An 18,992-nucleotide genomic window follows, 5' to 3' on the forward strand; every position below is an offset into this window, starting at 1 on the left:
GCGAGGACCCGCGCGACGCGCTGGTGGCCCGGGAGGGCCGGGTGCTCGGCGAGCTGTCCGCCGGGTCGCGGATCGGCACCGGCTCGCCGCGGCGGGCCGTGCAGCTGCACGCGCTCGGGCTGGGGCTGGAGGTCGTCCCGATCCGGGGCAACGTCGACACCCGGATCGGCAAGGTGGCCTCGGGTGAGCTCGACGGCGTCGTCGTCGCCGCCGCGGGGCTGCGCAGGCTCGGTCGCGTGGGGGAGGCCAGCGAGCTGCTCGACCCCCTGCAGATGCTGCCCGCCCCCGCGCAGGGCGCGCTGGCGATCGAGTGCCGGGCGGAGGACGAGGAGCTGGCCCGGTTCCTCGCCGCCACGCTCGACGACGCGGGCGTGCGCGCCGCGGTCACCGCCGAGCGCGCGGTGCTCGCCGCCCTCGAGGCGGGCTGCAGCGCGCCGGTGGCCGCGCACGCGGACGTCGTCGAGGACCTCGACGACGCGGGCCGCGTGGTCGACCGGCTGTCGCTGCGCGCGGTCGTCGGGATCGGGGAGGTGGCCGACGGCGCGCTGCTGCGTGCGTCCGCCACCGGAGACATGGAGAACGCCGAGAAGCTCGGGGTGACCCTCGCGCACGAGCTGCTCGACATGGGCGCCGACGACCTGCCGCGGCCGGCAGCGCGCGGTGCCTCGGGAACCGCTGGATCGGGAGCTGGAGAATGACTCGCACACCGCCGACCGCCGGTCGGATCGCCTTCGTGGGCAGCGGCCCCGGTGATCCGGGCCTGCTGACCGTGCGCGCGAAGGAGGTGCTCGCCTCCGCGCCGCTGGTCGTGAACGACCCGGACGTGCCCGAGGCCGTCCTCGCGCTGGTCGCCGAGGGCGCCGAGGTCCGGCCGGCCGTCGGGCAGCCCGCCGACGTCGCGGGCGACCTCCTCGCCGAGGCCCGCGCCGGGCGACCGGTCGTGCGCCTCGTCGCCGGCGACCCGCTGACCCTCGACGCCGTGGTGGCCGAGGCGCGCGCCGTGGCCGCGGAGGGCGTGGCGTTCGACGTCGTGCCCGGCGTCCCGGCCGGCACCGCCGTCCCCGCCTACGCGGGCGTCCCGCTCGGGTCCGCGCACGTCGAGGCGGACGTCCGGGCCGGCGTCGACTGGGCCGCGCTGGCCGGCGCGCCCGGCACGCTCGTGCTGCAGGCGGCCGCCGCGCACCTCGCCGAGGTCGCGTCCGCGCTCACCGCGCAGGGCCGCCCGACCGAGACCCCGGTCGCCGTCACCGCGCACGGCACGGAGTCCACGCAGAAGACCGTCACGACGACGATCGGGTCGATGGCCTCCGACGCCGCCGAGCTCGAGGGCCAGCTGGTCCTCACCGTCGGCGCCGAGGTCGCCTCCCGGGCCGACCTGTCCTGGTGGGAGTCCCGCGCGCTGTACGGCTGGCGCGTGCTGGTGCCGCGCACCAAGGACCAGGCCGGCGTGATGAGCGACCGGCTGCGGATGCACGGGGCCATCCCCGAGGAGGTCCCGACCATCGCCGTCGAGCCGCCGCGCTCGCCCACGCAGATGGAGCGGGCGGTCAAGGGCCTGGTCGACGGCCGGTACGCCTGGGTCGTGTTCACCTCGACCAACGCCGTGCGCGCGATCTGGGAGAAGTTCGCCGAGTTCGGGCTCGACGCGCGCGCCTTCTCCGGCGTGAAGATCGCCTGCGTCGGCACGGCGACCGCGGAGAAGGTGCGCGAGTTCGGCATCGTGCCCGAGCTGGTGCCGGACGTGAACGAGGCGCAGAGCTCCACCTCGGAGGGCCTGCTCGAGCTGTTCCCGCCGCACGACGACATCCTCGACCCGGTCGACCGCGTCCTGCTGCCGCGGGCGGACATCGCCACCGAGACCCTCGCCGCCGGGCTCACCGAGCGCGGCTGGGAGATCGACGACGTCACCGCCTACCGGACCGTCCGGGCCGCCCCGCCGCCCGCGCCGATCCGCGAGGCCATCAAGACCGGCGGGTTCGACGCGGTGTGCTTCACCTCGTCGTCGACCGTCCGGAACCTGGTGGGCATCGCCGGCAAGCCGCACGCCCGGACGCTGGTCGCCTGCATCGGCCCGGCCACCGCGGAGACGGCCCGGGAGTTCGGCCTGCGCGTCGACGTCCAGCCGGAGGAGGCCCGGGTCCCCACCTTGGTCGACGCCCTGGCCGCGCACGCCGCCAAGCTCCGCGCCGAGGGCGCGCTGCCGCCGCCGAAGAAGGTGAAGGCGCGGCGCCGCTGAGTCGCTGAGCCCGCTCGCCCGCTCGCACGGGAGGGCCGCACCCCGCCGGGGTGCGGCCCTCCGGCGTTCTCGGCCCGCCCACAGGGTCGGCCGCTCGCACACAGGTTCCGCGATGGGTGCGAGCGGCCGGCGGTGTGCGCGAGGCGCGAGGCGCGAGGCGCGCGGAGCGGCGGCCGGGCGGCGGTGCCGGGGATGCCCCGCTCAACGAGCGGGTCCGTCCTTCGGCGCGTGCCGTGCACACTCGCGCCCCGATCGGGTGAGGATGTCGCTCGCCCGCTCCGGAGACCGGTTCGGGCGGCTCCCGTTCCCGCTGGTCCAGGGGTTCTGCGGGGACCTTTGCAATGCTCGCGGATCCGCGTTCGAGGGGTGGGTGGGGGTGGGACGGGGCCGGTCTGCTCGCAATGCCGCGGATCCGCGTGCGGGGTGGGGGTGCGGCGGGGCGGTTCTGCTCGCAATGCTCGCGGATCCGCGTGCGGGGGGCGGGCGTGGGCGGGGCGGTTCTGGTCGCAATGCTCGCGGATCCGCCTGCGGGGCGGGGGTGCGACGGGGCCGGTCTGCTCGCAATGCCCGCGGATCCGCATGCAGCGTGGAGGGGTCGGCTTCGCGACAAGATCGTTCCGAGCGGGACGTCAGCGCTGCGGCCCCGACGTCCCTGTCACGCTCGGAACGATCGGCTGGTACGAGAGACACGTGAGCGTCGTCCGGGCGACGATGCGGTGCCCGTCGGAGGGATCATGTGCCGGCGCTCGTCCGGGCGAGCTCGCCGAGGAGATGGCGGCCAAGGACCCGCGGGTGCGCGTGCTCTCGGGCATCCGCAGCCCTCGGCGTGCGGCTGCCCGGGTGACGCCGGGCCGGGCGTGATGCTGTCCTCCGCGTGACGCAAACGCCCGCGGGCCGACGCGGCCCTCGGCGTGAGCGGTCCGCGGGCGGGCGACCCGCCCGCGGACCCGGACGTCAGGACCCGACGATGGCGGGCCTGCGGAAGCGGTCCCACCAGCGGCGGCGCTCGGCCGCGGCGGCCCGGTCGGCCTCGGCGAGGCGCTGCGCGGTGAGGACCGGGATCGCCTCGGTGGGGGCGTCGTCGACCGGAGCGGCCGGGACGGCCGGAGCGGGGGCCACCGCGGCGGCCTCGACGGCGGGCTCGACGGTGGGCTCGACCGGCGCGTCGACAGCCTCGACCGGCGCCTCGACAGGCGCGTCGACGACCGCCTCGACCGCGGCCTCGGGCTCCGGGACCGCGTGGAAGTCCGGCGGGTACGCCGCCCAGCGCTCCTCCTGCGAGATCCCCGCGACCGGCTCCCACGGTCCGGCGGCGCGGGCCCGGCCGATGTAGGCGGACGCGGCGGCCATCGCCGCACGCACGCAGTCGCCCCGCGGCGCGACACCCAGCGACCGGTGCCCGGCACCCCACGGCGCGAGCCCGGCGTGCTCGGCGACGGTGACCGTGACGACCTCCCAGGCGTAGTCCCGCTCCTGGGCGGCGACGAGGTCGCGCAGCTCGTCCGGCCCCCAGGCGGCGCTGCCCTCGTCGGCGCCGGCGGTGACGACCAGCACGAACACCCGGGTGGGCCGCTCGTGCTCCGGCATCCCGGCGAGCGACCGGCCGAGGCCGCTGACCAGGGCGCCCAACGAGTCGCGGACGGCCTCGGTGCCCCGGCCGCGCAGCTTCGGCACGGCGGCGTCGGCGGCCGGGATGCCGCCGCGCAGCTTGCGGGCGCGGCGCCCGGTCGTGGTCACGTAGACCTCGACCTCACCGGGCAGCCCGGCTTGGTGCGCGAGGAGGTCGGCGGTCGCGGCGCGAAGGTCGTCGCGGAGCGGGCCGAGCGAGCTGGATCGATCGAGAAGGAGGGCGATGACGCTGCGTCCCGGTTTGGTCACGCGCGCAGGATGCCGTATCGGGTGACACTCTCCGTCACCGACCCCACCCCGCGAGGGCCTGGGCCGGTGCACTGCTCCGCCCGGCGCCACCCCTGCTCGACCTGCAGCAACTGTCGATCTTCCGCCGCTCGCCCACCCCGGTCGAACGAACGGTGCTCTCGCTCAGTAGGTCGGCACGAGAGCGCGGTTCGGTGCCGTTCGTTCAGTAGGTCGGCACGAGAGTGCCGTTCGCTCAGTAGGTCGGCACGAGAGTGCCGTTCGCTCAGTAGGTCGGTACGAGAGTGCCGTTCGTTCAGTAGGTCGGCACGAGAGTGCCGTTCGTGAAGGTTGCCCGAGCCCGGCAACGGCACCGAGCCGCGCGACCGCCCCTACCAGGCCGGTCGTACCCTGGCCCCATGGCCTACCCCGCCCAGCGTCCCCGCCGGCTGCGATCCACCCCGGCGCTGCGCAGGCTGGTGGCCGAGACCGAGCTGCGGCCCCGGCACCTGGTCCTGCCGATGTTCGTGAAGGAGGGCGCCGCGGAGCCGGCGGCGATCTCGTCGATGCCGGGCGTCGTCCAGCACACCCGGGACACCCTGCGCAAGGCGGCCACCGAGGCCGTGCAGGCGGGGGTCGGCGGGATCATGCTGTTCGGCGTGCCCCAGCACCACGACGCCGTCGGGTCCGGGGCGACGGACCCGGAGGGGATCCTCAACGTCGCGCTGCGGGACCTGCGCGCCGAGCTGGGCGACTCCACGGTGCTCATGTCCGACCTGTGCCTGGACGAGTTCACCGACCACGGGCACTGCGGGGTGGTCGACGAGCGGGGCCGCGTCGACAACGACTCCACGCTCGAGATCTATGCGCGGATGGGCGTGGTGCAGGCCGAGTCCGGGGCCCACGTCGTGGGGCCCAGCGGGATGATGGACGGCCAGGTCGGCGTGATCCGCGAGGCGCTCGACGAGGCCGGGTTCACCGACACCGGCATCCTCGCCTACACCGCCAAGTACGCGAGCGCCTTCTACGGGCCGTTCCGCGAGGCCGTCGAGAGCCAGTTGAAGGGCGACCGCAAGACCTACCAGCAGGACGGCGCCAACCTCCGTGAGGCGATGCGCGAGCTCGCGCTCGATCTGGAGGAGGGTGCGGACATGGTGATGGTCAAGCCCGCGCTGCCGTACCTGGACGTGCTGCGGACCGTCGCCGACACCGCCGACGTGCCGGTCGCCGCGTACCAGGTCTCCGGCGAGTACGCGATGATCGAGGCCGCCGCCGCGCAGGGCTGGCTGGAGCGGGAGCGGACGATCGTCGAGACGCTGACCTCGCTGCGCCGCGCCGGCGCGGACGTGGTGCTGACCTACTGGGCGACCGAGGTCGCGGGTCTGCTGGACTGACCCCATGCGGACCCCCCAGGAGCCCGGCGTCCTCGCCGCCCTCACCGACCTGAACTTCGAGCGGTTCGCCACGCCGTCGGTGGTCAGGTTCGTCTACGTCGTGGGCGTCGTGCTGACCGCGCTCTGCTACGTCGCGGGCGTGATCGGGTTCTTCGTGCGGGGCTTCGGGCTCGGCGTCGCGGCGCTCGTCGCCGGGGGCGTGGTCGCGGTGTTCGCGCTGCTCCTGCTGCGGGTCGTCCTCGAGTTCGTGACGGCGGTGGTCCGTCTGTCGGAGGACGTCCACCGCCGCGGCTGACCGGTACCGTGGTCACCGTGAGCACCGGCAACCAGGGTGAGGGACCCCGCTACTACCCGAGCGGACCCTCGACGGGTCAGTACGCGCAGTACCCGCAGAACCCGTACCCGCACGGCGGCGCCCAGGGGGTCCCGCCCGGCGGCGACCCGCAGGCCGGGCAGCACGGCGGCCAGCATCAGAGCGGCCAGTACCCGGGCGGCCAGTTCGCCTACAGCCCGTACGCCGAGGCGTCCCCGCCCGGGGACGCCGAGCCGCGGCAGGTCCGCCGGCCCGGCACGATGGTCGGCGCGCTCGTCCTGCTGGTGCTGAGCGCGGTGCCGTTCCTGGTGTTCGGCGTCCTGGGGCTGTTCCTGCCGATCAGCAAGGACATGTTCCCGCCGGAGCTCGGGCTCGACGCGATGCTCACCCAGTACAACGTCACCTTCGACCAGTTCCTGCAGGCCGTGCGGCTGTTGCTCGCGCTGGTCGCGGCGCTCGCGCTCGTCTACATGGGCCTCGCGGTCGCGGCCTTCGCCGGCAGGTCGTGGGGTCGCGTCGCCGTCACCGCGCTCACCGTGCTGTTCTGCGGGTTCCTGTTGCTCAACCTGGGCGGCGGCGGCGCCTCGTCGTTGCTCGTGATCGCGCCCGTGGTGCTCGCGGTCGCCGGCGTGGTGCTGATGTTCGTGCGCCCGTCCGCGAACTGGTTCGCCGCCCGGCGCTGACCCCACGGGCCGGATCACGGCGCGGATGTGAGACTGGGGCTCGTGAGTGCCCCCTTCACCCCGATCACGCCCGAGGTCTCCGCGGGCCTGTTCGCCCGCGCCGCCGAGGTGATCCCGGGCGGCGTCAACTCGCCGGTCCGCGCGTTCACCTCGGTCGGCGGCACGCCCCGCTTCATGGTCTCGGCGCAGGGTCCCTGGCTGACCGACGCCGACGGCCTCCGCTACGTCGACCTGGTCTCCTCGTGGGGCCCGATGATCCTCGGGCACGCGCACCCCGCCGTCGTCGACGCCGTGCGGACCGCCGCCGGGTCCGGCCTCTCCTTCGGCGCCCCGACCCCGGCCGAGATCGAGCTGGCCGAGGCGATCATCGACCGGGTCGCGCCGGTCGAGCAGGTGCGCCTGGTGAACTCGGGCACCGAGGCCGTGATGAGCGCGATCCGGCTGGCCCGCGGCATCACTGGCCGCACGGTCGTCGTGAAGTTCGCCGGCTGCTACCACGGCCACGTCGACGCGCTGCTCGCCCAGGCCGGTTCGGGCGTCGCGACGCTGGGCCTGCCCACCAGCCCCGGCGTGACCGGGGCGCAGGCCGGGGACACCGTCGTCCTGCCGTACAACGACCTCGAGGCCGTCAGGCAGGTCTTCGCCGAGCGGGGCAGCGAGATCGCCTGCGTGATCACCGAGGCCGCGGCGGGCAACATGGGTGCGGTCGCCCCGCGGCCCGGCTTCAACCAGGGGCTGCGGGAGGTCACCCGCGAGCACGGCGCCCTGCTGGTGATCGACGAGGTGATGACCGGCTTCCGCGTCTCGCCCGCCGGCTGGTTCGGGCTCGAGGGCGTGGCCGGGGACCTCTACACCTTCGGCAAGGTCATGTCGGGCGGGCTGCCGGCCGCGGCGTTCGGCGGGCCGGCCGCGCACATGGCGTACCTGGCCCCGGCCGGGCCGGTGTACCAGGCGGGCACGCTGTCCGGGAACCCCGTCGCGGTCGCCGCCGGGCTCGCCACCCTGCGCCAGGCCGACAAGGCCGTCTACGACGCGCTCGACGCCAACGCCGAGCGCCTGGTCGGGATGATCGGCGGCGCGCTTCGCGAGGCCGGGGTCCCGCACCGGGTGCAGACGGCCGGGAACATGTTCTCGATCTTCTTCACCGAGGAGGAGGTCGTGGACTACGACACCGCGAAGGCCGCGCAGACCTGGCGCTTCCCGCCGTTCTTCCACGCCCTGCTGGAGCGCGGGGTCTACGCGCCGCCCAGCAACTTCGAGGCCTGGTTCGTCTCGGCCGCGCTCGACGACGACACCTTCGCCGTGATCGAGAAGGCGCTGCCGGACGCGGCGCGGGCGGCGGCCGCCGCGGTGCAGCCGGCGTGAGCACTCCCGTCCGGCCCACCCCCGATCCCGGGGACCCCGTGCCCGCCGACCCCTTCCCCGGCGGGGACCGCACCTCGCCGGAACCGAGCGGGCCGCGGACCGTCGTCCACCTGCTGCGGCACGGGGCGGTGCACAACCCCGAGGGCATCCTCTACGGCCGGCTGCCCGGCTTCCGGCTGTCCGACGACGGCCGCGCGCAGGCCGAGCTGGTCGCGGAGGCGCTGGCCGACGCGGACCTCGCCGCCGTCGTGGCCTCCCCGCTGCAGCGCGCGCAGGAGACCGCCACACCGATCGCGAAGACGCACGGCCTGGACATCGTGACCGAGGACGGGCTGATCGAGTCCGGCAACCTCTTCGAGGGCAAGCGGTTCGGCGTCGGCGACGGCGCCCTGCGCCACCCCGCGAACTGGCGGCTGATGCGGGACCCGTTCACCCCCTCGTGGGGCGAGCCGTACATCAGGATCGCGCACCGGATGTTCGGCGCCGTGCACCGCGCCCGCGCGCTGGCCGAGGGGCACGAGGCCGTGTGCGTGTCCCACCAGCTGCCGATCTGGACCCTGCGGCGCTACCTGCTGGGCCAGCGGCTCTGGCACGACCCGCGCTCGCGGCAGTGCGCGCTGGCCTCGCTGACCAGCGTCGAGTTCACCGGCACCACCGTGACCGGGCTGCGCTACGGCGAACCGGCCGGGTCCAGCGACCCGACGGCGACGGGCGCATGAGACGCCTGCTGCCGCTGCTGGTGGGGCTGCTCGTGCTCGCGGGCTGCTCCACCAGCAAGGACGCCGTGGCGAGCGGTCAGCAGGAGTTCACGTTCGTCGCGCCGAACGGGCAGACGACGATCCTGTACGACCCGCCGGAGTCCCGCGGGGTGGTCCCGCAGCTGTCGGGGGAGTCGCTGCTGAACGAGGGCCGGACCGTCGGCCTGCAGGACTTCGCCGGCCAGGTCGTGGTGCTCAACATCTGGGGCTCGTGGTGCGGTCCGTGCCGGGCCGAGGCGCCCGACCTGGAGTTCGTGGCGCAGCAGACGGAGGCGGCCGGGGTCGCGATGCTCGGCATCGACGTGCGGGACGACCGGGACGCCGCCCGCGACTTCGTCCGCGACCGCGGCCTGACCTACGACTCGATCTTCGACCAGCCCGGCCGGGTGCTCGCCGCGCTGTCCGGCTACCCGCGCAACGTTGTGCCGTCGACGATCGTGCTCGACCGGCAGCACCGGGTGGCGGCGGTCTACCTCACCCAGATCCGCCCGTCGGACCTGCTGGGCACGGTCCAGCGGATCGCCGCCGAGGAACCGGCCCCGTCGACCACCGGCTCCTGACCGCACTTCGGATCCACGACGCGGGCCGTGAGGCGTTGCACTACGACTTGTAGAACCCGGCGCCCCCGCGCCTGACCACAGCACATACCCTGTCCTGTGATGGATGCGTCGACCACCCTCGCGGTCAGCGGCCCGCTGCTCGTCGCAGCGGTGGTCGCCGTTCTCGCGGGTGCGGTGAGCTTCGCGTCCCCGTGCGTGGTCCCGCTGGTCCCCGGCTATCTCGCCTACCTGGCCGGGCTGGTCGGCGCCGACGCCCCGCCCGTCACCCGGGAGGAGGCGCGGGAGCACCGTCGCGGCCGGTTCCGGGTCGCCGGTGCCGCGGCCCTGTTCGTCGCCGGGTTCACGGTGGTGTTCGGCGCGATCCTGGTCGGCGTCGTCTGGCTGGCCGACGTCCTGGTGCGCAACGAGGCCGTCCTCCAGCGGGTCGGCGGGATCGTCATGATCGTGATGGGACTGGCCTTCGTGGGCCTCATCCCCCTGCTGCAGAACGAGCGCCGGGTGCACTGGGTCCCCAGGCTCGGGCTGTGGGGTGCGCCGCTGCTGGGCGCGGTGTTCGGCCTCGGCTGGGTGCCCTGCATCGGCCCGACGCTGGCGGGCGTGGTCGCGGTCGCGGCCGGCACCGGCGGCGGCTCGCTGCGCGGGGTCGTGCTCACCCTGGCCTACTGCGCCGGGCTCGGCCTGCCGTTCGTCGTCATCGCCCTCGGCGCCTCCCGCGCGGTCTCCGCGCTGGGCTGGCTGCGCCGGCACACCCGCACGATCCAGATCGCCGGCGGCGTGCTGATGGTCGCCGTCGGCGCGCTGCTGGTCAGCGGGCTGTGGGGGAGCCTGCTCGCGCAGCTCCAGGTCGCCGTCTCCGGGTTCACCCCCGCCCTGTGAGCCGCCGACATGAGTGACCGCCGATGAGCAGCCCGCCCACCGCGCCCCCCGCCCCGCCCGAGGCACCCCCGCAGCCACCCCGCCGGCCCGGCGGCGGGCGCGCCGTCCTCGCCCTGCTGCGCAACGCCTGGCGGGGCCTCACCAGCATGCGCACCGCTCTGGTGCTGCTGTTCCTGCTGGCCCTGGCCTCGCTGCCGGGCGCACTGCTCCCGCAGCGGTCGCTCAACCAGCAGCTCGTCGACCAGTACTTCACCGACCACCCGCGGCTCGCCCCGCTGCTGGACGGGGTCGGCGCCTTCGAGATCTTCGCGACGCCCTGGTTCGCGGCGATCTACCTGCTGCTCATGATCTCGCTCGTCGGCTGCCTCACCCCGCGGTCGCTCGAGTACCTGCGCGCGATGCGGCAGAAGCCGGTCGCGACCCCGCGGAACCTGGCCCGGATGCCGCACCACGCCGAGGGCGTCGTCGACGGCGCCCCGGACGAGGTCCTGGAGCGGGTCCGCGGGCTGGTGAAGGGCTGGCGCCGCGCCGAGCGGGAGGAGGCGGGCGGCCGCAGCGTCTCGGCGGAGCGCGGCTTCCTGCGCGAGACCGGCAACCTGGTCTTCCACGTCAGCCTGGTCGGGCTGCTGGTCGGTATCGCCGTCGGCAAGCTCTTCGGCTACGAGGGCCAGGTCATCGTGCTGGCGAACGGCAGCCAGTTCTGCAACACCTCGATCCTCGGCTACGACTCCTTCCGCCCCGGGCTGCGCGTCGACGGCACCGAGCTCGACCCGTTCTGCATCAGGGTCGACTCCTTCGCCGCCGAGTACCTGCCCAACGGCCAGCCCGAGCAGTACACCGCCGAGCTGGGCTACCAGACCGCCGAGGACGTCCGCGCCGGCGACACCGCGACCTGGCGCGCGGACACGCTGTCGGTGAACCACCCGCTGCGCCTCGACGGCGAGCGCGTCTACCTGCTGAACCACGGCTACGCCCCGCGCTTCACCGTGACCTGGCCGGACGGGCAGCAGCGCACCGGCGAGATCCAGTGGCAGCCGGTGGACACCACGACCTATCTGTCCCAGGGCGCGACCAAGTTCGAGCGCCCGGGCATCGCGGACGACGCCACCCGGCAGCGGAGCTCGATCGCGATCACCGGCCTGTTCGCGCCGACCAGCTCCGGCGGGCAGGTCGTCACCTCGACCTTCCCCGACCTGCTCGCGCCCGAGGCGGCGATCGACGTCATGCGCGGCGACCTCGGCCTCGACGACGGCCGCGGCCAGTCGATCTTCTCGGTCGACCAGTCGAAGGTCGACTCCGGCGAGCTGGTCCGGGTCGCGCGGGAGAACATGGTCCCGGGCCAGGAGATCACGCTCGACGACGGCACGAAGGTCCGCTTCGACGACGTCACCCAGTGGGTGGCGCTGCAGGTCAGCCACGACCCGGGCCAGCTGACGGTGCTCGTGTTCGCGATCCTGGTCCTGCTCGGGCTCGGGCTGTCGCTGTCGGTCAAGCGGCGGCGGTTCTGGGTGCGCGTGGTGCCGGCGGGCGAGGACCCGGACGGCCGGGCGCGCAGCCGGGTCGAGCTGGGCGGGCTGGCACGGACCGACCGGGCGGGCTACGGCGAGGAGTTCGACCGCCTGCGGGCGGAGCTGCTGGGCCCGGCGGCGGGAACGACAGCGGGGACGACAGGCGCGCCGGCACCGGCGACGTCGAGACAGGACGGTGGAGACTGATGCCGGTCGATCCGATGCTCTCCGAGTACAGCGACCTGCTGTTCAAGGGAGCGCTCACGGTCTACGTGCTCGCGATGGTGTTCCACGCCGTCGAGTACGTCTCGAGCCGGACGCGCGGGGCCGTGCCCGAGAAGGTCGCGCACGAGCCCGCCGCCGTCGGCGCCCGGGGTACGGGCAGCGCCGATCTCGGCGTGGTCGGCGAGGAGAACGCCGACGTCCCGCCGCCCCCGGTGTCGGCCCGCAAGGCGGGCCGGTCCCGGGCGGACCGGTTCGGCCGCATGGGCGTCTCGCTGACGATCCTGGCGGTGCTGCTGCACCTGGGGTCGATCGTGCTGCGCGGGCTGGCCACCGAGCGGTGGCCGCTCGGCAACATGTACGAGTTCACCTCGGCGATCTGCCTGGCCGCGATGGTGGCGTGGCTGGTCGTCCTGCAGCGGACCGCGAAGCGCACCCGCGGGCTGCGCAAGCTCGGCGTCTTCGTGCTGGCCCCGGTGCTGATCCTGATGTTCCTGGCCGGCACGGTGCTCTACGCGCAGGCCGCGCCCGTGGTGCCGGCGCTGCGGTCGTACTGGCTGGTCGTGCACGTCACCACGGTCACGCTGGCCTCGGGGCTGTTCGTCGTGCCGGGCGTCGCGAGCATCCTGTACCTGATGAAGCGGTCCGGGAAGCCGGCCGGCTTCACGGCGAAGCTGCCCGAGGCGGACGTGCTGGACCGGCTCGCGTACCGCGTCACCGTCGTCGCGTTCCCGATGTACACCTTCGCGGTGATCGCCGGCGCGATCTGGGCCGAGGCCGCGTGGGGCCGGTTCTGGGGCTGGGACCCGAAGGAGACGGTCGCCTTCGTCGCCTGGGTGATCTACGCGGCCTACCTGCACGCCCGGGCCACGGCGGGTTGGCGGCACGTCGGCGCGGCCTGGATCAACATCCTCGGCCTGGCCGCGATCATCTTCAACCTGTTCTTCATCAACATGGTGGTGGCGGGCCTGCACTCGTACGCGGGGCTGGGCTGAACGGGATGGTCGGCAGCCGCCCTACCGGGCGAGCCGCGCTGCATCACCTCGACCGACGCGGTTCGCGCGACTACCGTCGGCAACCGTGAGTCACACCGGGCCCGACGAGTACCCCGACGGTTCCGTGGGCCGCTACGTCCGGGAGCGGTGGGCGCAGAACGCCCAGCGCTCCCAGCGGCAGGCCCCCGACGACCAGGACAGGGCGCAGGAGGAGCGGTCGCAGGGGGGCGCGCACGCGCAGCATCCCGGACTGGGCGCCCGCCGGGACGAGACGTGGGGCGTGGTGCCCGACGACGCCGGCTGGGGTTCCGACCTGCTCGAGCTCGAGGGCGAGCTGGACGAGGTCGAGCCGTACCCGGCGCCGGGCGGGCGGGAGGGGCGGCACGCCGAGCCCCGGCAGCGGCACGAGCACCGTGAGCAGCACCGTGAGCAGAGCCCCGAGCCGCGCCCCGAGCAGGGGCCCGAGCAGCGCCCCGCCGAGTACCCGGGCGAGTACCCAGGGCCCCGGCGCCCCGAGCCGCCCGCCCAGCGCACCGGCCCGGAGCAGCGCCCGGCGGCCCCGAACGGCGCTGCGCCCAGCGGAGGGCCGCACGGCACCACGTCCCACGGTGCGCCGCCCGAGGGCGCCGCTCCCGGGGGGAGGGCGACGGGTGGGACAACCCGGCACGAGCCCGTCCCGAACGGAAGCGCAACGAACGGGAGGCTGCCGAACGGGAGCCTGCCGAACGGGGCTTCCGGGAACGGCGACGTCCCGCGGGCGGCAGCGCCGAACGGAGCGGCTCCGGCCCAGCCCCGTGACCGCGGAGCCCAGCCGCGAGGAGAGGCGAGCCCTCCGCCTGCCCCACCGCAGTGGCGCACGGCCGGGCAGCGCCCTGCTGGCGAGCGTTCTGCCGACGAGCGCACTGCCGGCGAGCGCACTGCCGGCGAGCGCACTGCCGGCGAGCGCACTGCCGGCGAGCGCACTGCCGGCGAGCGCACTGCCGGCGAACGCCCTGTCGGTGAGCGCGCCGGTGCGGAGCGGCCGCGGGAACGCCGCGTCGTCCCCCAGGAGGGCCGCACGCCCCCGCGCGGGATGCCGCTCGGCCCGCCCACCGGCCCGAACCGGCCGATCCGGGACGTCGGGCGCTGGACGGACCCCGGCGCCGTCGCCGCGCAGGAGGCGCAGCAGGCGCGCGCGGACTCCGACGCGGACCTCGCGGACCTCTCCACCGCGCGGCTGCTCAAGCCCGGCAAGCGGCGCCCCCCGCGCACCGGCTGGCGGCGCTTCCTCTACCTGCTGACCGGCCGCCTGATCAACCCCGGCGAGAGCCCGCAGGACATCCGCGAGCGCGAGCTGACCACGCGGATCAACCAGCCGCTGCTCGGCTGCCACAAGATCGCGACGCTGAGCCTCAAGGGCGGCGTCGGCAAGACGACGATCACCGCCACCCTGGGCGCGACCTTCGCCTCGCTGCGGGGCGACCGGGTCGTCGCGGTCGACGCCAACCCGGACCGCGGCACGCTCAGCCAGAAGATCCCGCTGGAGACCAGCGCGACCGTGCGGCACCTGCTGCGGGACGCCCAGCGGATCCGCCGGTACACGGACGTCCGGGCCTACACCTCGCAGGGGCCCTCGCGGCTGGAGGTGCTGGCCAGCGAGCAGGACCCGGCCGTGTCCGAGGCGTTCAGCGAGGACGACTACCGGCGCACGGTGACGCTGCTCGAGCACTTCTACAACATCGTGCTCACGGACTGCGGGACCGGCCTGATGCACTCGGCGATGTACGGCGTGCTGGGCGTGGCCGACCAGCTGATCATCGTGTCGTCGGGGTCGATCGACGGCGCCCGCAGCGCCTCGGCGACCATGGACTGGCTGGAGGCGCACGACCACGGGGACCTGGTGCGCAACGCCGTTGCCGTGATCAACAACGTGCACCGGCAGGCGGGCGCGGTGGACCTGGAGCGGGTGGCGCAGCACTTCGCGGGCCGCTGCCGCGCGGTGGTGCAGATCCCGTTCGACCCGCACCTCGAGGAGGGGGCGGAGGTCGACCTGGAGCGCCTGTCGCCGCCGACCCGCCTGGCGCTGCTGGAGCTCGCGGCCTCGGTGGCCGACGGCTTCCCGAGCTGAGCCGGGGGTGGCCGCGCACGCCTCCTGACCCCCCGCTGCACGAACGGCGCTCTCACTCACTGGATGTGAGCGAGAGCGCCGTTCGCGCATGGGTCAGCGGCCGTCCGGGAGCTCGTCGGGGTCGGTGAACGCCCTGCCGAGGTCTCGGCTGAACTCCACCGGCCGGTGCGGCCGGATCAGTCCTTCGCGGGCGGCGGGGGATCGTCGCCGCGGCGCATCGTCTCGTCGAGACTGCGCAGGAAATCGGGATCGTCGTCCGGCCCCGTGGCCCGGGTCCGCCGCGGCGGCGCCGCGGGTCCTGCCGTGCCGGTGCCGCGCGGGACGTCGGCTCGGTCGCCGCTCATCGCCCGCCACAACAGCAGCGCGATGACGGCCGCGACGGCGAACACGATGAGGTACAGCATCACCAACCACCTCCGGTACCGAGCGTACCGGCGCGGAGGGCAATGCCCGGGTAAAGCCCACTCGACGGGGGAGCGGACGGTCGTGCCGGGGAGCGCGGATCCGGGTGGGCGGGAGGCCGGCCCGGATCCGCGGACCGGGGAGCCACCGGCGGGCGCCGGCGGCAGGGTCGCGTCAGTGGCGCTGGGTGCCGATCGTGGCCTCGCTGGTGAGGTCCGCGAGCATCCCGCGTACCTCGGACTCCCGGAAGCGGCGGTGGCCACCTGGGGTCCGGATCGAGCCGATCCGGCCGGCCGAGGCCCAACGGGTCACGGTCTTGGGGTCGACACGGAACAGGGCGGCGACCTCACCGGGGGTGAGCAGGCGCTCGTTCGAGTTCTGGGTCGGAGCAGACATCCGAAGCCTCCGCATCGTCGATTACCGGGCCATCGTGACACCGGGGACCCCGGGTACTCGAACGGTTGGGCGGAGGTAAAGGGCTCTTAAAGGGCAAAGCGGACAGAGGGGCTCGACCCGGTCAGCGTCGTGGAGGCCACCTGAGAGGGGCCTGAGCGGCGGATGTGAGCCGCCTGAGCTGCGGTTCCGCGCCCGGCCGGATCCCTCCGCCCGTTCCCACGGTGCCACCGCGGGCGTGACGACGGCGTGTGGAGGGCGCCCGGCGCGGCCGGTCGGCGGGCCCGGAGCGGCGAACGGTCAAGGCCGCCGCGGTCGTACCCTCGACGGCATGGCGACACGCCCCGGAACCGACGGCGACCTCGACACCGACCCGCAGCCCCCGGCCGGGCCGGGCCCGGGGAAGGCCCCGGGCCTCGCGGCGACGGTCGGCCTCTACACGGTCGCGCGCTTGGGGCTGGTCGCGGTCATCGCCGCCCTGCTGGCCCTGGCGGGCGTCCCGGTGCTGCTCGCGGTGCTCATCGCGCTGGTCGTGGCGCTGCCGTTGTCACTGGTCCTGTTCCGCGGCCTGCGCGCCCGGCTGGACCTCGCGCTCGCGGAGTCGCGGCAGCGCCGCGGAGCCCAGCGGGAGGCGCTGCGCGCCCGCCTGCGCGGCGACGAGGCGGCCGACGGGGCCGACCGGGCCGACCGGGCCGAGGCCGACGAGCCGGGTGCGCCGCCCTCAGACCACCAGGCCGAGGGCGAGGCCGATCCCGGTCCCCGCTGACCAGGCCAGCAGCAGCAGGCCGGTGTCGCGCAGCACGCGGATGAGCTTGCGGCCCTCGACGCCGGCCATGACCCGCCGCACCGGCCCGACGGCGAGCGGCAGGGCGAGCAGGGCGAGCAGCACCGGCCAGCTGCGGATCGCCATCCCGAGGGTGAGCAGGAAGGGCAGCAGCACCAGCGCCGCGTAGAGTCGGCGGGTCTCGTGGTCCCCCAGGGCGACGGCGAGGGTCCGCTTGCCCACGACCTCGTCGCCGGCGATGTCGCGCAGGTTGTTCGCGACCAGCACGGCGCAGGACAGCAGGCCGACGCCCACCGCGCCCACGATCGCCAGCGCCCCGGGCGGCCCGCTCTGGGTCACGACCGTGCCGAGTACGCCGACCAGCCCGAAGAAGACGAAGACGGCGACCTCGCCCAGCCCTGCGTAGCCGTAGGGCCGCTTGCCGCCGGTGTAGAACCAGGCGCCCGCGATGCACACCGCGCCCACCGCGATCATCCACCAGGTCCGGCTCAGCGAGACCAGGGTCAACCCGGCCAGCGCCGCGATCGCGAAGCAGACGAGTGCGGCGTTGCGGACCGCGACCGGGCTCGCGAGCTTCGAACCGACGAGCCGCAGCGGCCCGACGCGCTCGTCGTCCGTCCCGCGGATGCCGTCCGAGTAGTCGTTGGCGAAGTTCACCCCGATCACCAGGGCGACCGAGACGAGCAGCGCGAGGACCGCGCGGCCGATCTCGACGGTGCCCGAGCCGATCGCGGCCCCGGTGCCCACCAGGACGGGGGAGACGGCGGTCGGGAGGGTCCGCGGCCGAGCACCCTCGACCCACTGCGCCAGCGTGGCCACGCGTCGAATCTAGCCGCCGCCGGAGGACGTCGGGCGGGGCGCCTCGGAGCCCGGGCCGGACACGGCGGAGGGAGCGGTCGGGGACGCGGCGGACGAGGTGGCCGCCGGGGACGCCGCGGACGGGACGGCCGCGGATGCCGCGGCGGACGGTGCAGCAGGGGACGGTGCAGCCGTAGAAGGCGCACCGGCGGACGGTGTAGCGCGGGACGGTGCCGCGGCGGCCGTCGGCGCCGTGGCGGCCGTGGGGCCGGCGAGGGGGTCGCCGTTCACGGTCGAGGCGCCCGCCCGCACCGCGGCCGAACCGCCGACCTCGGCGCTCGCCGCGTCCTGCGCCGCCGGAACCGAGGCCTCGCCCGGGTCGGCTGCGCCGGCGCCCGCCCCCGGTCCGCCGACCGCCGGAGCCGCAGCGTCGCCGGCACCCGGGTCGTCCCCGGCACCCGCGTCGTCCCCCGCGCCGTCCCCGGCGTCCGCGTCGTCGCACGCCGGCACGTCCTCCACCGCCGGCAGCACGGCGGCGCTGAGGAACTGGCCGTCGCCGATCCGCAGCCACGCGTCCGACCCGGTGCCGGTCGAGCACTGCACCGGCACGTCGGCGGTGTCCGCGGCGACCCCGACGACCTCCGCGTCGTCCGACGGCGCCGCCCGCACCGACGCGGTCCCGTCCTCGGAGTCCGACTCGACCTTCGACAGCCGCACCGACCCGGTCCACAGGTAGTCGACCTGGACCTGCGAGTTGTCCTTGAGCCCGAGCGCGTCCCAGAACACGCCGTCGGCGAGGTCGATCCCGGCCGGGTTCACGAGCTTGCGGCCGAACTGGTCGTTGCCGCCGTTGTAGCCGTCCCGGAAGGCCGCCTGCGCCTGCGGCACGCCCCGGGGCAGGTCCCTCCACTCCTGGCGCGTGCCGGACGGGTTCCAGTAGTCGTCGCGGGTGTTCCACGGCCCGACGTCCCACACCGGCGCGAAGGCGCACCGCCCGTTGGGGGCGCACACCCGCACCGAGTAGTCGCTGGTGTCCCGCGGCGACAGGGCCCGCCGCGAGGGCAGTGCCACGAAGTGGTCCCGCTCGGTGATCACGTGCCCGTTGGACGTCGTGCCGCCGACGAGCCCCTCGCGGGTGGCGAAGACGTTGGCGCTGAACGGCGCGCCCTCCGTCAGGTCGCGCCCGCCCTCGGTGGCCGGTGCGGGGGCCGCGGTGAGGGTGACACCGCGGACGGTCGGCGCGGTGCCCTCGGGGGTGCCGGTCAGCACGAGCCGGCCCTGCACCTCGGAGGTCGCGCCCGGCAGCGTGACGCTCCCGGAGTCCGCGCCCGAGGCCGTCGCCGGGATCCACTCGGTCCAGCCGCCCGTGGCGGTGCGCCCGCGGACGTCGACGGACGCCGTGGTCCCGGGCGGCAGGTCGCCGTCGACCAGCGAGTCGACCCGGGTGGTGGGGCGGCCCAGCTCCTGCGGGGCGAGCGTGAGCAGCCCGGTCGGCACCACCCCGGCGGGCGCGGCCGCCTCGGTCGCCCCGCCCTGTTCGAGGGGGGCGGTGAAGGCCGTCGCCGGGTCGAGCCGCACGCCGTCGCCGCCGGCGGTGACCCCCGCGGCCTCCCCCGCGGCCAGGTCCGCCGTCCAGGTCGTGGCCGAGCCGCCCCCGCTCGCGCCCGCCGGCGCGACCCCGCCGGCCGCGAGCGCCGTCGCCGCGGCCACGACCAGGCCCGCGCGCCACCTCATCCGCATCCGT

The 18,992-nt window shown here is 75.2% G+C and carries 20 protein-coding genes; 14 read left to right on the top strand and 6 right to left on the bottom strand.

What is annotated here, in order from left to right; translation table 11 throughout:
• The 3 genes from hemC to ABD990_RS32335 form a co-directional block, all read left to right on the top strand.
• The coding region (gene hemC / locus ABD990_RS32325) for a hydroxymethylbilane synthase (RefSeq protein WP_345384606.1) at window positions 1–698 on the top strand (698 nt) is incomplete at its 5' end.
• A complete protein-coding gene (locus ABD990_RS32330; protein WP_345384607.1) occupies window positions 695–2,236 on the top strand; it encodes a bifunctional uroporphyrinogen-III C-methyltransferase/uroporphyrinogen-III synthase in 1,542 nt (513 codons plus the stop codon). The genes hemC and ABD990_RS32330, both read left to right, overlap by 4 nt.
• Window positions 2,237–2,926: 690 nt before the next feature.
• Window positions 2,927–3,097, top strand: coding sequence for a hypothetical protein (locus ABD990_RS32335; protein ID WP_345384608.1), 171 nt, complete (start codon window positions 2,927–2,929; stop codon window positions 3,095–3,097).
• A 93-nt stretch (window positions 3,098–3,190) separates the two neighbouring features.
• Here ABD990_RS32335 and ABD990_RS32340 read toward each other — a convergent pair whose 3' ends face one another.
• On the bottom strand, window positions 3,191–4,114 hold the full coding sequence (locus ABD990_RS32340; protein ID WP_345384609.1) for a hypothetical protein: 924 nt from the start codon (window positions 4,112–4,114) through the stop codon (window positions 3,191–3,193).
• Window positions 4,115–4,509: 395 nt separating this feature from the next.
• On the opposite strand from ABD990_RS32340, the gene hemB reads away from it, so the two are divergent.
• From hemB to ccsB, 9 genes are all read left to right on the top strand, one after another.
• Complete coding sequence (hemB, locus tag ABD990_RS32345) at window positions 4,510–5,484, top strand: porphobilinogen synthase (RefSeq protein WP_345384610.1); 975 nt, start codon at window positions 4,510–4,512, stop codon at window positions 5,482–5,484.
• A 4-nt stretch (window positions 5,485–5,488) separates the two neighbouring features.
• Complete coding sequence (locus ABD990_RS32350; protein ID WP_345384611.1) at window positions 5,489–5,779, top strand: DUF4282 domain-containing protein; 291 nt, start codon at window positions 5,489–5,491, stop codon at window positions 5,777–5,779.
• A gap of 17 nt (window positions 5,780–5,796) precedes the next feature.
• Window positions 5,797–6,480: a hypothetical protein gene (locus ABD990_RS32355; protein WP_345384612.1), complete on the top strand. Its 684-nt coding sequence runs from the start codon at window positions 5,797–5,799 to the stop codon at window positions 6,478–6,480.
• A gap of 42 nt (window positions 6,481–6,522) precedes the next feature.
• Window positions 6,523–7,845 carry a glutamate-1-semialdehyde 2,1-aminomutase gene (gene hemL / locus ABD990_RS32360; protein WP_425569707.1) on the top strand — a complete coding sequence of 441 codons (1,323 nt, stop codon included), beginning with the start codon at window positions 6,523–6,525 and terminating at the stop codon, window positions 7,843–7,845.
• A gap of 38 nt (window positions 7,846–7,883) precedes the next feature.
• Complete coding sequence (locus tag ABD990_RS32365; RefSeq protein ID WP_345384654.1) at window positions 7,884–8,564, top strand: histidine phosphatase family protein; 681 nt, start codon at window positions 7,884–7,886, stop codon at window positions 8,562–8,564.
• Window positions 8,561–9,163: a TlpA family protein disulfide reductase gene (locus ABD990_RS32370; protein ID WP_345384614.1), complete on the top strand. Its 603-nt coding sequence runs from the start codon at window positions 8,561–8,563 to the stop codon at window positions 9,161–9,163. Before ABD990_RS32365 ends, ABD990_RS32370 begins: the two co-directional genes overlap by 4 nt.
• Before the next feature lie 99 nt (window positions 9,164–9,262).
• Complete coding sequence (locus tag ABD990_RS32375; protein ID WP_345384615.1) at window positions 9,263–10,039, top strand: cytochrome c biogenesis CcdA family protein; 777 nt, start codon at window positions 9,263–9,265, stop codon at window positions 10,037–10,039.
• 23 nt (window positions 10,040–10,062) lie between these two features.
• Window positions 10,063–11,754, top strand: coding sequence for a cytochrome c biogenesis protein ResB (gene resB / locus ABD990_RS32380; protein WP_345384616.1), 1,692 nt, complete (start codon window positions 10,063–10,065; stop codon window positions 11,752–11,754).
• Window positions 11,754–12,764, top strand: a complete 1,011-nt coding sequence (ccsB, locus tag ABD990_RS32385) for a c-type cytochrome biogenesis protein CcsB (RefSeq protein WP_345384617.1) — start codon at window positions 11,754–11,756, stop codon at window positions 12,762–12,764. Before resB ends, ccsB begins: the two co-directional genes overlap by 1 nt.
• Window positions 12,765–12,834: 70 nt before the next feature.
• On the opposite strand, the gene ABD990_RS32390 is transcribed toward ccsB, so the two are convergent.
• Window positions 12,835–13,356 (bottom strand): hypothetical protein, encoded by a 522-nt coding sequence (locus tag ABD990_RS32390; RefSeq protein ID WP_345384618.1) that lies wholly within the window; start codon window positions 13,354–13,356, stop codon window positions 12,835–12,837.
• A 111-nt stretch (window positions 13,357–13,467) separates the two neighbouring features.
• Between ABD990_RS32390 and ABD990_RS32395 the strand changes: the two genes are divergently transcribed.
• Window positions 13,468–14,871 (top strand): MinD/ParA family ATP-binding protein, encoded by a 1,404-nt coding sequence (locus tag ABD990_RS32395; RefSeq protein WP_425569709.1) that lies wholly within the window; start codon window positions 13,468–13,470, stop codon window positions 14,869–14,871.
• 176 nt (window positions 14,872–15,047) lie between these two features.
• Here ABD990_RS32395 and ABD990_RS32400 read toward each other — a convergent pair whose 3' ends face one another.
• Together ABD990_RS32400 and ABD990_RS32405 are read right to left on the bottom strand one after the other, a co-directional pair.
• Window positions 15,048–15,275 carry a hypothetical protein gene (locus tag ABD990_RS32400; protein ID WP_345384620.1) on the bottom strand — a complete coding sequence of 76 codons (228 nt, stop codon included), beginning with the start codon at window positions 15,273–15,275 and terminating at the stop codon, window positions 15,048–15,050.
• 172 nt (window positions 15,276–15,447) lie between these two features.
• Complete coding sequence (locus tag ABD990_RS32405; RefSeq protein WP_345384621.1) at window positions 15,448–15,669, bottom strand: BldC family transcriptional regulator; 222 nt, start codon at window positions 15,667–15,669, stop codon at window positions 15,448–15,450.
• Window positions 15,670–15,997: 328 nt separating this feature from the next.
• Here ABD990_RS32405 and ABD990_RS32410 point away from each other — a divergent pair, with 328 nt between their 5' ends.
• Complete coding sequence (locus ABD990_RS32410; RefSeq protein ID WP_345384622.1) at window positions 15,998–16,432, top strand: DUF4229 domain-containing protein; 435 nt, start codon at window positions 15,998–16,000, stop codon at window positions 16,430–16,432.
• On the opposite strand, the gene ABD990_RS32415 is transcribed toward ABD990_RS32410, so the two are convergent.
• Window positions 16,388–17,269 carry a 1,4-dihydroxy-2-naphthoate polyprenyltransferase gene (locus ABD990_RS32415; RefSeq protein WP_345384623.1) on the bottom strand — a complete coding sequence of 294 codons (882 nt, stop codon included), beginning with the start codon at window positions 17,267–17,269 and terminating at the stop codon, window positions 16,388–16,390. The two genes, ABD990_RS32410 and ABD990_RS32415, sit on opposite strands and share 45 nt — an antisense overlap.
• A 9-nt stretch (window positions 17,270–17,278) precedes the next feature.
• A complete protein-coding gene (locus ABD990_RS32420) occupies window positions 17,279–18,988 on the bottom strand; it encodes a hypothetical protein (protein ID WP_345384624.1) in 1,710 nt (569 codons plus the stop codon).
• Window positions 18,989–18,992 lie beyond the last annotated feature (4 nt).

It is taken from the genome of Pseudonocardia yuanmonensis (assembly GCF_039542425.1).
Taxonomy (GTDB): domain Bacteria; phylum Actinomycetota; class Actinomycetes; order Mycobacteriales; family Pseudonocardiaceae; genus Pseudonocardia; species Pseudonocardia yuanmonensis.

Coding starts and splice junctions, on each gene's coding strand:
- ABD990_RS32410 (WP_345384622.1), top strand. CDS start 15,998: ATGGCGACACGCCCCGGAACCGACGGCGACCTCGACACCGACCCGCAG.
- ABD990_RS32375 (WP_345384615.1), top strand. CDS start 9,263: ATGGATGCGTCGACCACCCTCGCGGTCAGCGGCCCGCTGCTCGTCGCA.
- hemB (WP_345384610.1), top strand. CDS start 4,510: ATGGCCTACCCCGCCCAGCGTCCCCGCCGGCTGCGATCCACCCCGGCG.
- ABD990_RS32420 (WP_345384624.1), bottom strand. CDS start 18,988: ATGCGGATGAGGTGGCGCGCGGGCCTGGTCGTGGCCGCGGCGACGGCG.
- ABD990_RS32400 (WP_345384620.1), bottom strand. CDS start 15,275: ATGCTGTACCTCATCGTGTTCGCCGTCGCGGCCGTCATCGCGCTGCTG.
- ccsB (WP_345384617.1), top strand. CDS start 11,754: ATGCCGGTCGATCCGATGCTCTCCGAGTACAGCGACCTGCTGTTCAAG.
- ABD990_RS32330 (WP_345384607.1), top strand. CDS start 695: ATGACTCGCACACCGCCGACCGCCGGTCGGATCGCCTTCGTGGGCAGC.
- ABD990_RS32370 (WP_345384614.1), top strand. CDS start 8,561: ATGAGACGCCTGCTGCCGCTGCTGGTGGGGCTGCTCGTGCTCGCGGGC.
- ABD990_RS32405 (WP_345384621.1), bottom strand. CDS start 15,669: ATGTCTGCTCCGACCCAGAACTCGAACGAGCGCCTGCTCACCCCCGGT.
- resB (WP_345384616.1), top strand. CDS start 10,063: ATGAGCAGCCCGCCCACCGCGCCCCCCGCCCCGCCCGAGGCACCCCCG.
- ABD990_RS32350 (WP_345384611.1), top strand. CDS start 5,489: ATGCGGACCCCCCAGGAGCCCGGCGTCCTCGCCGCCCTCACCGACCTG.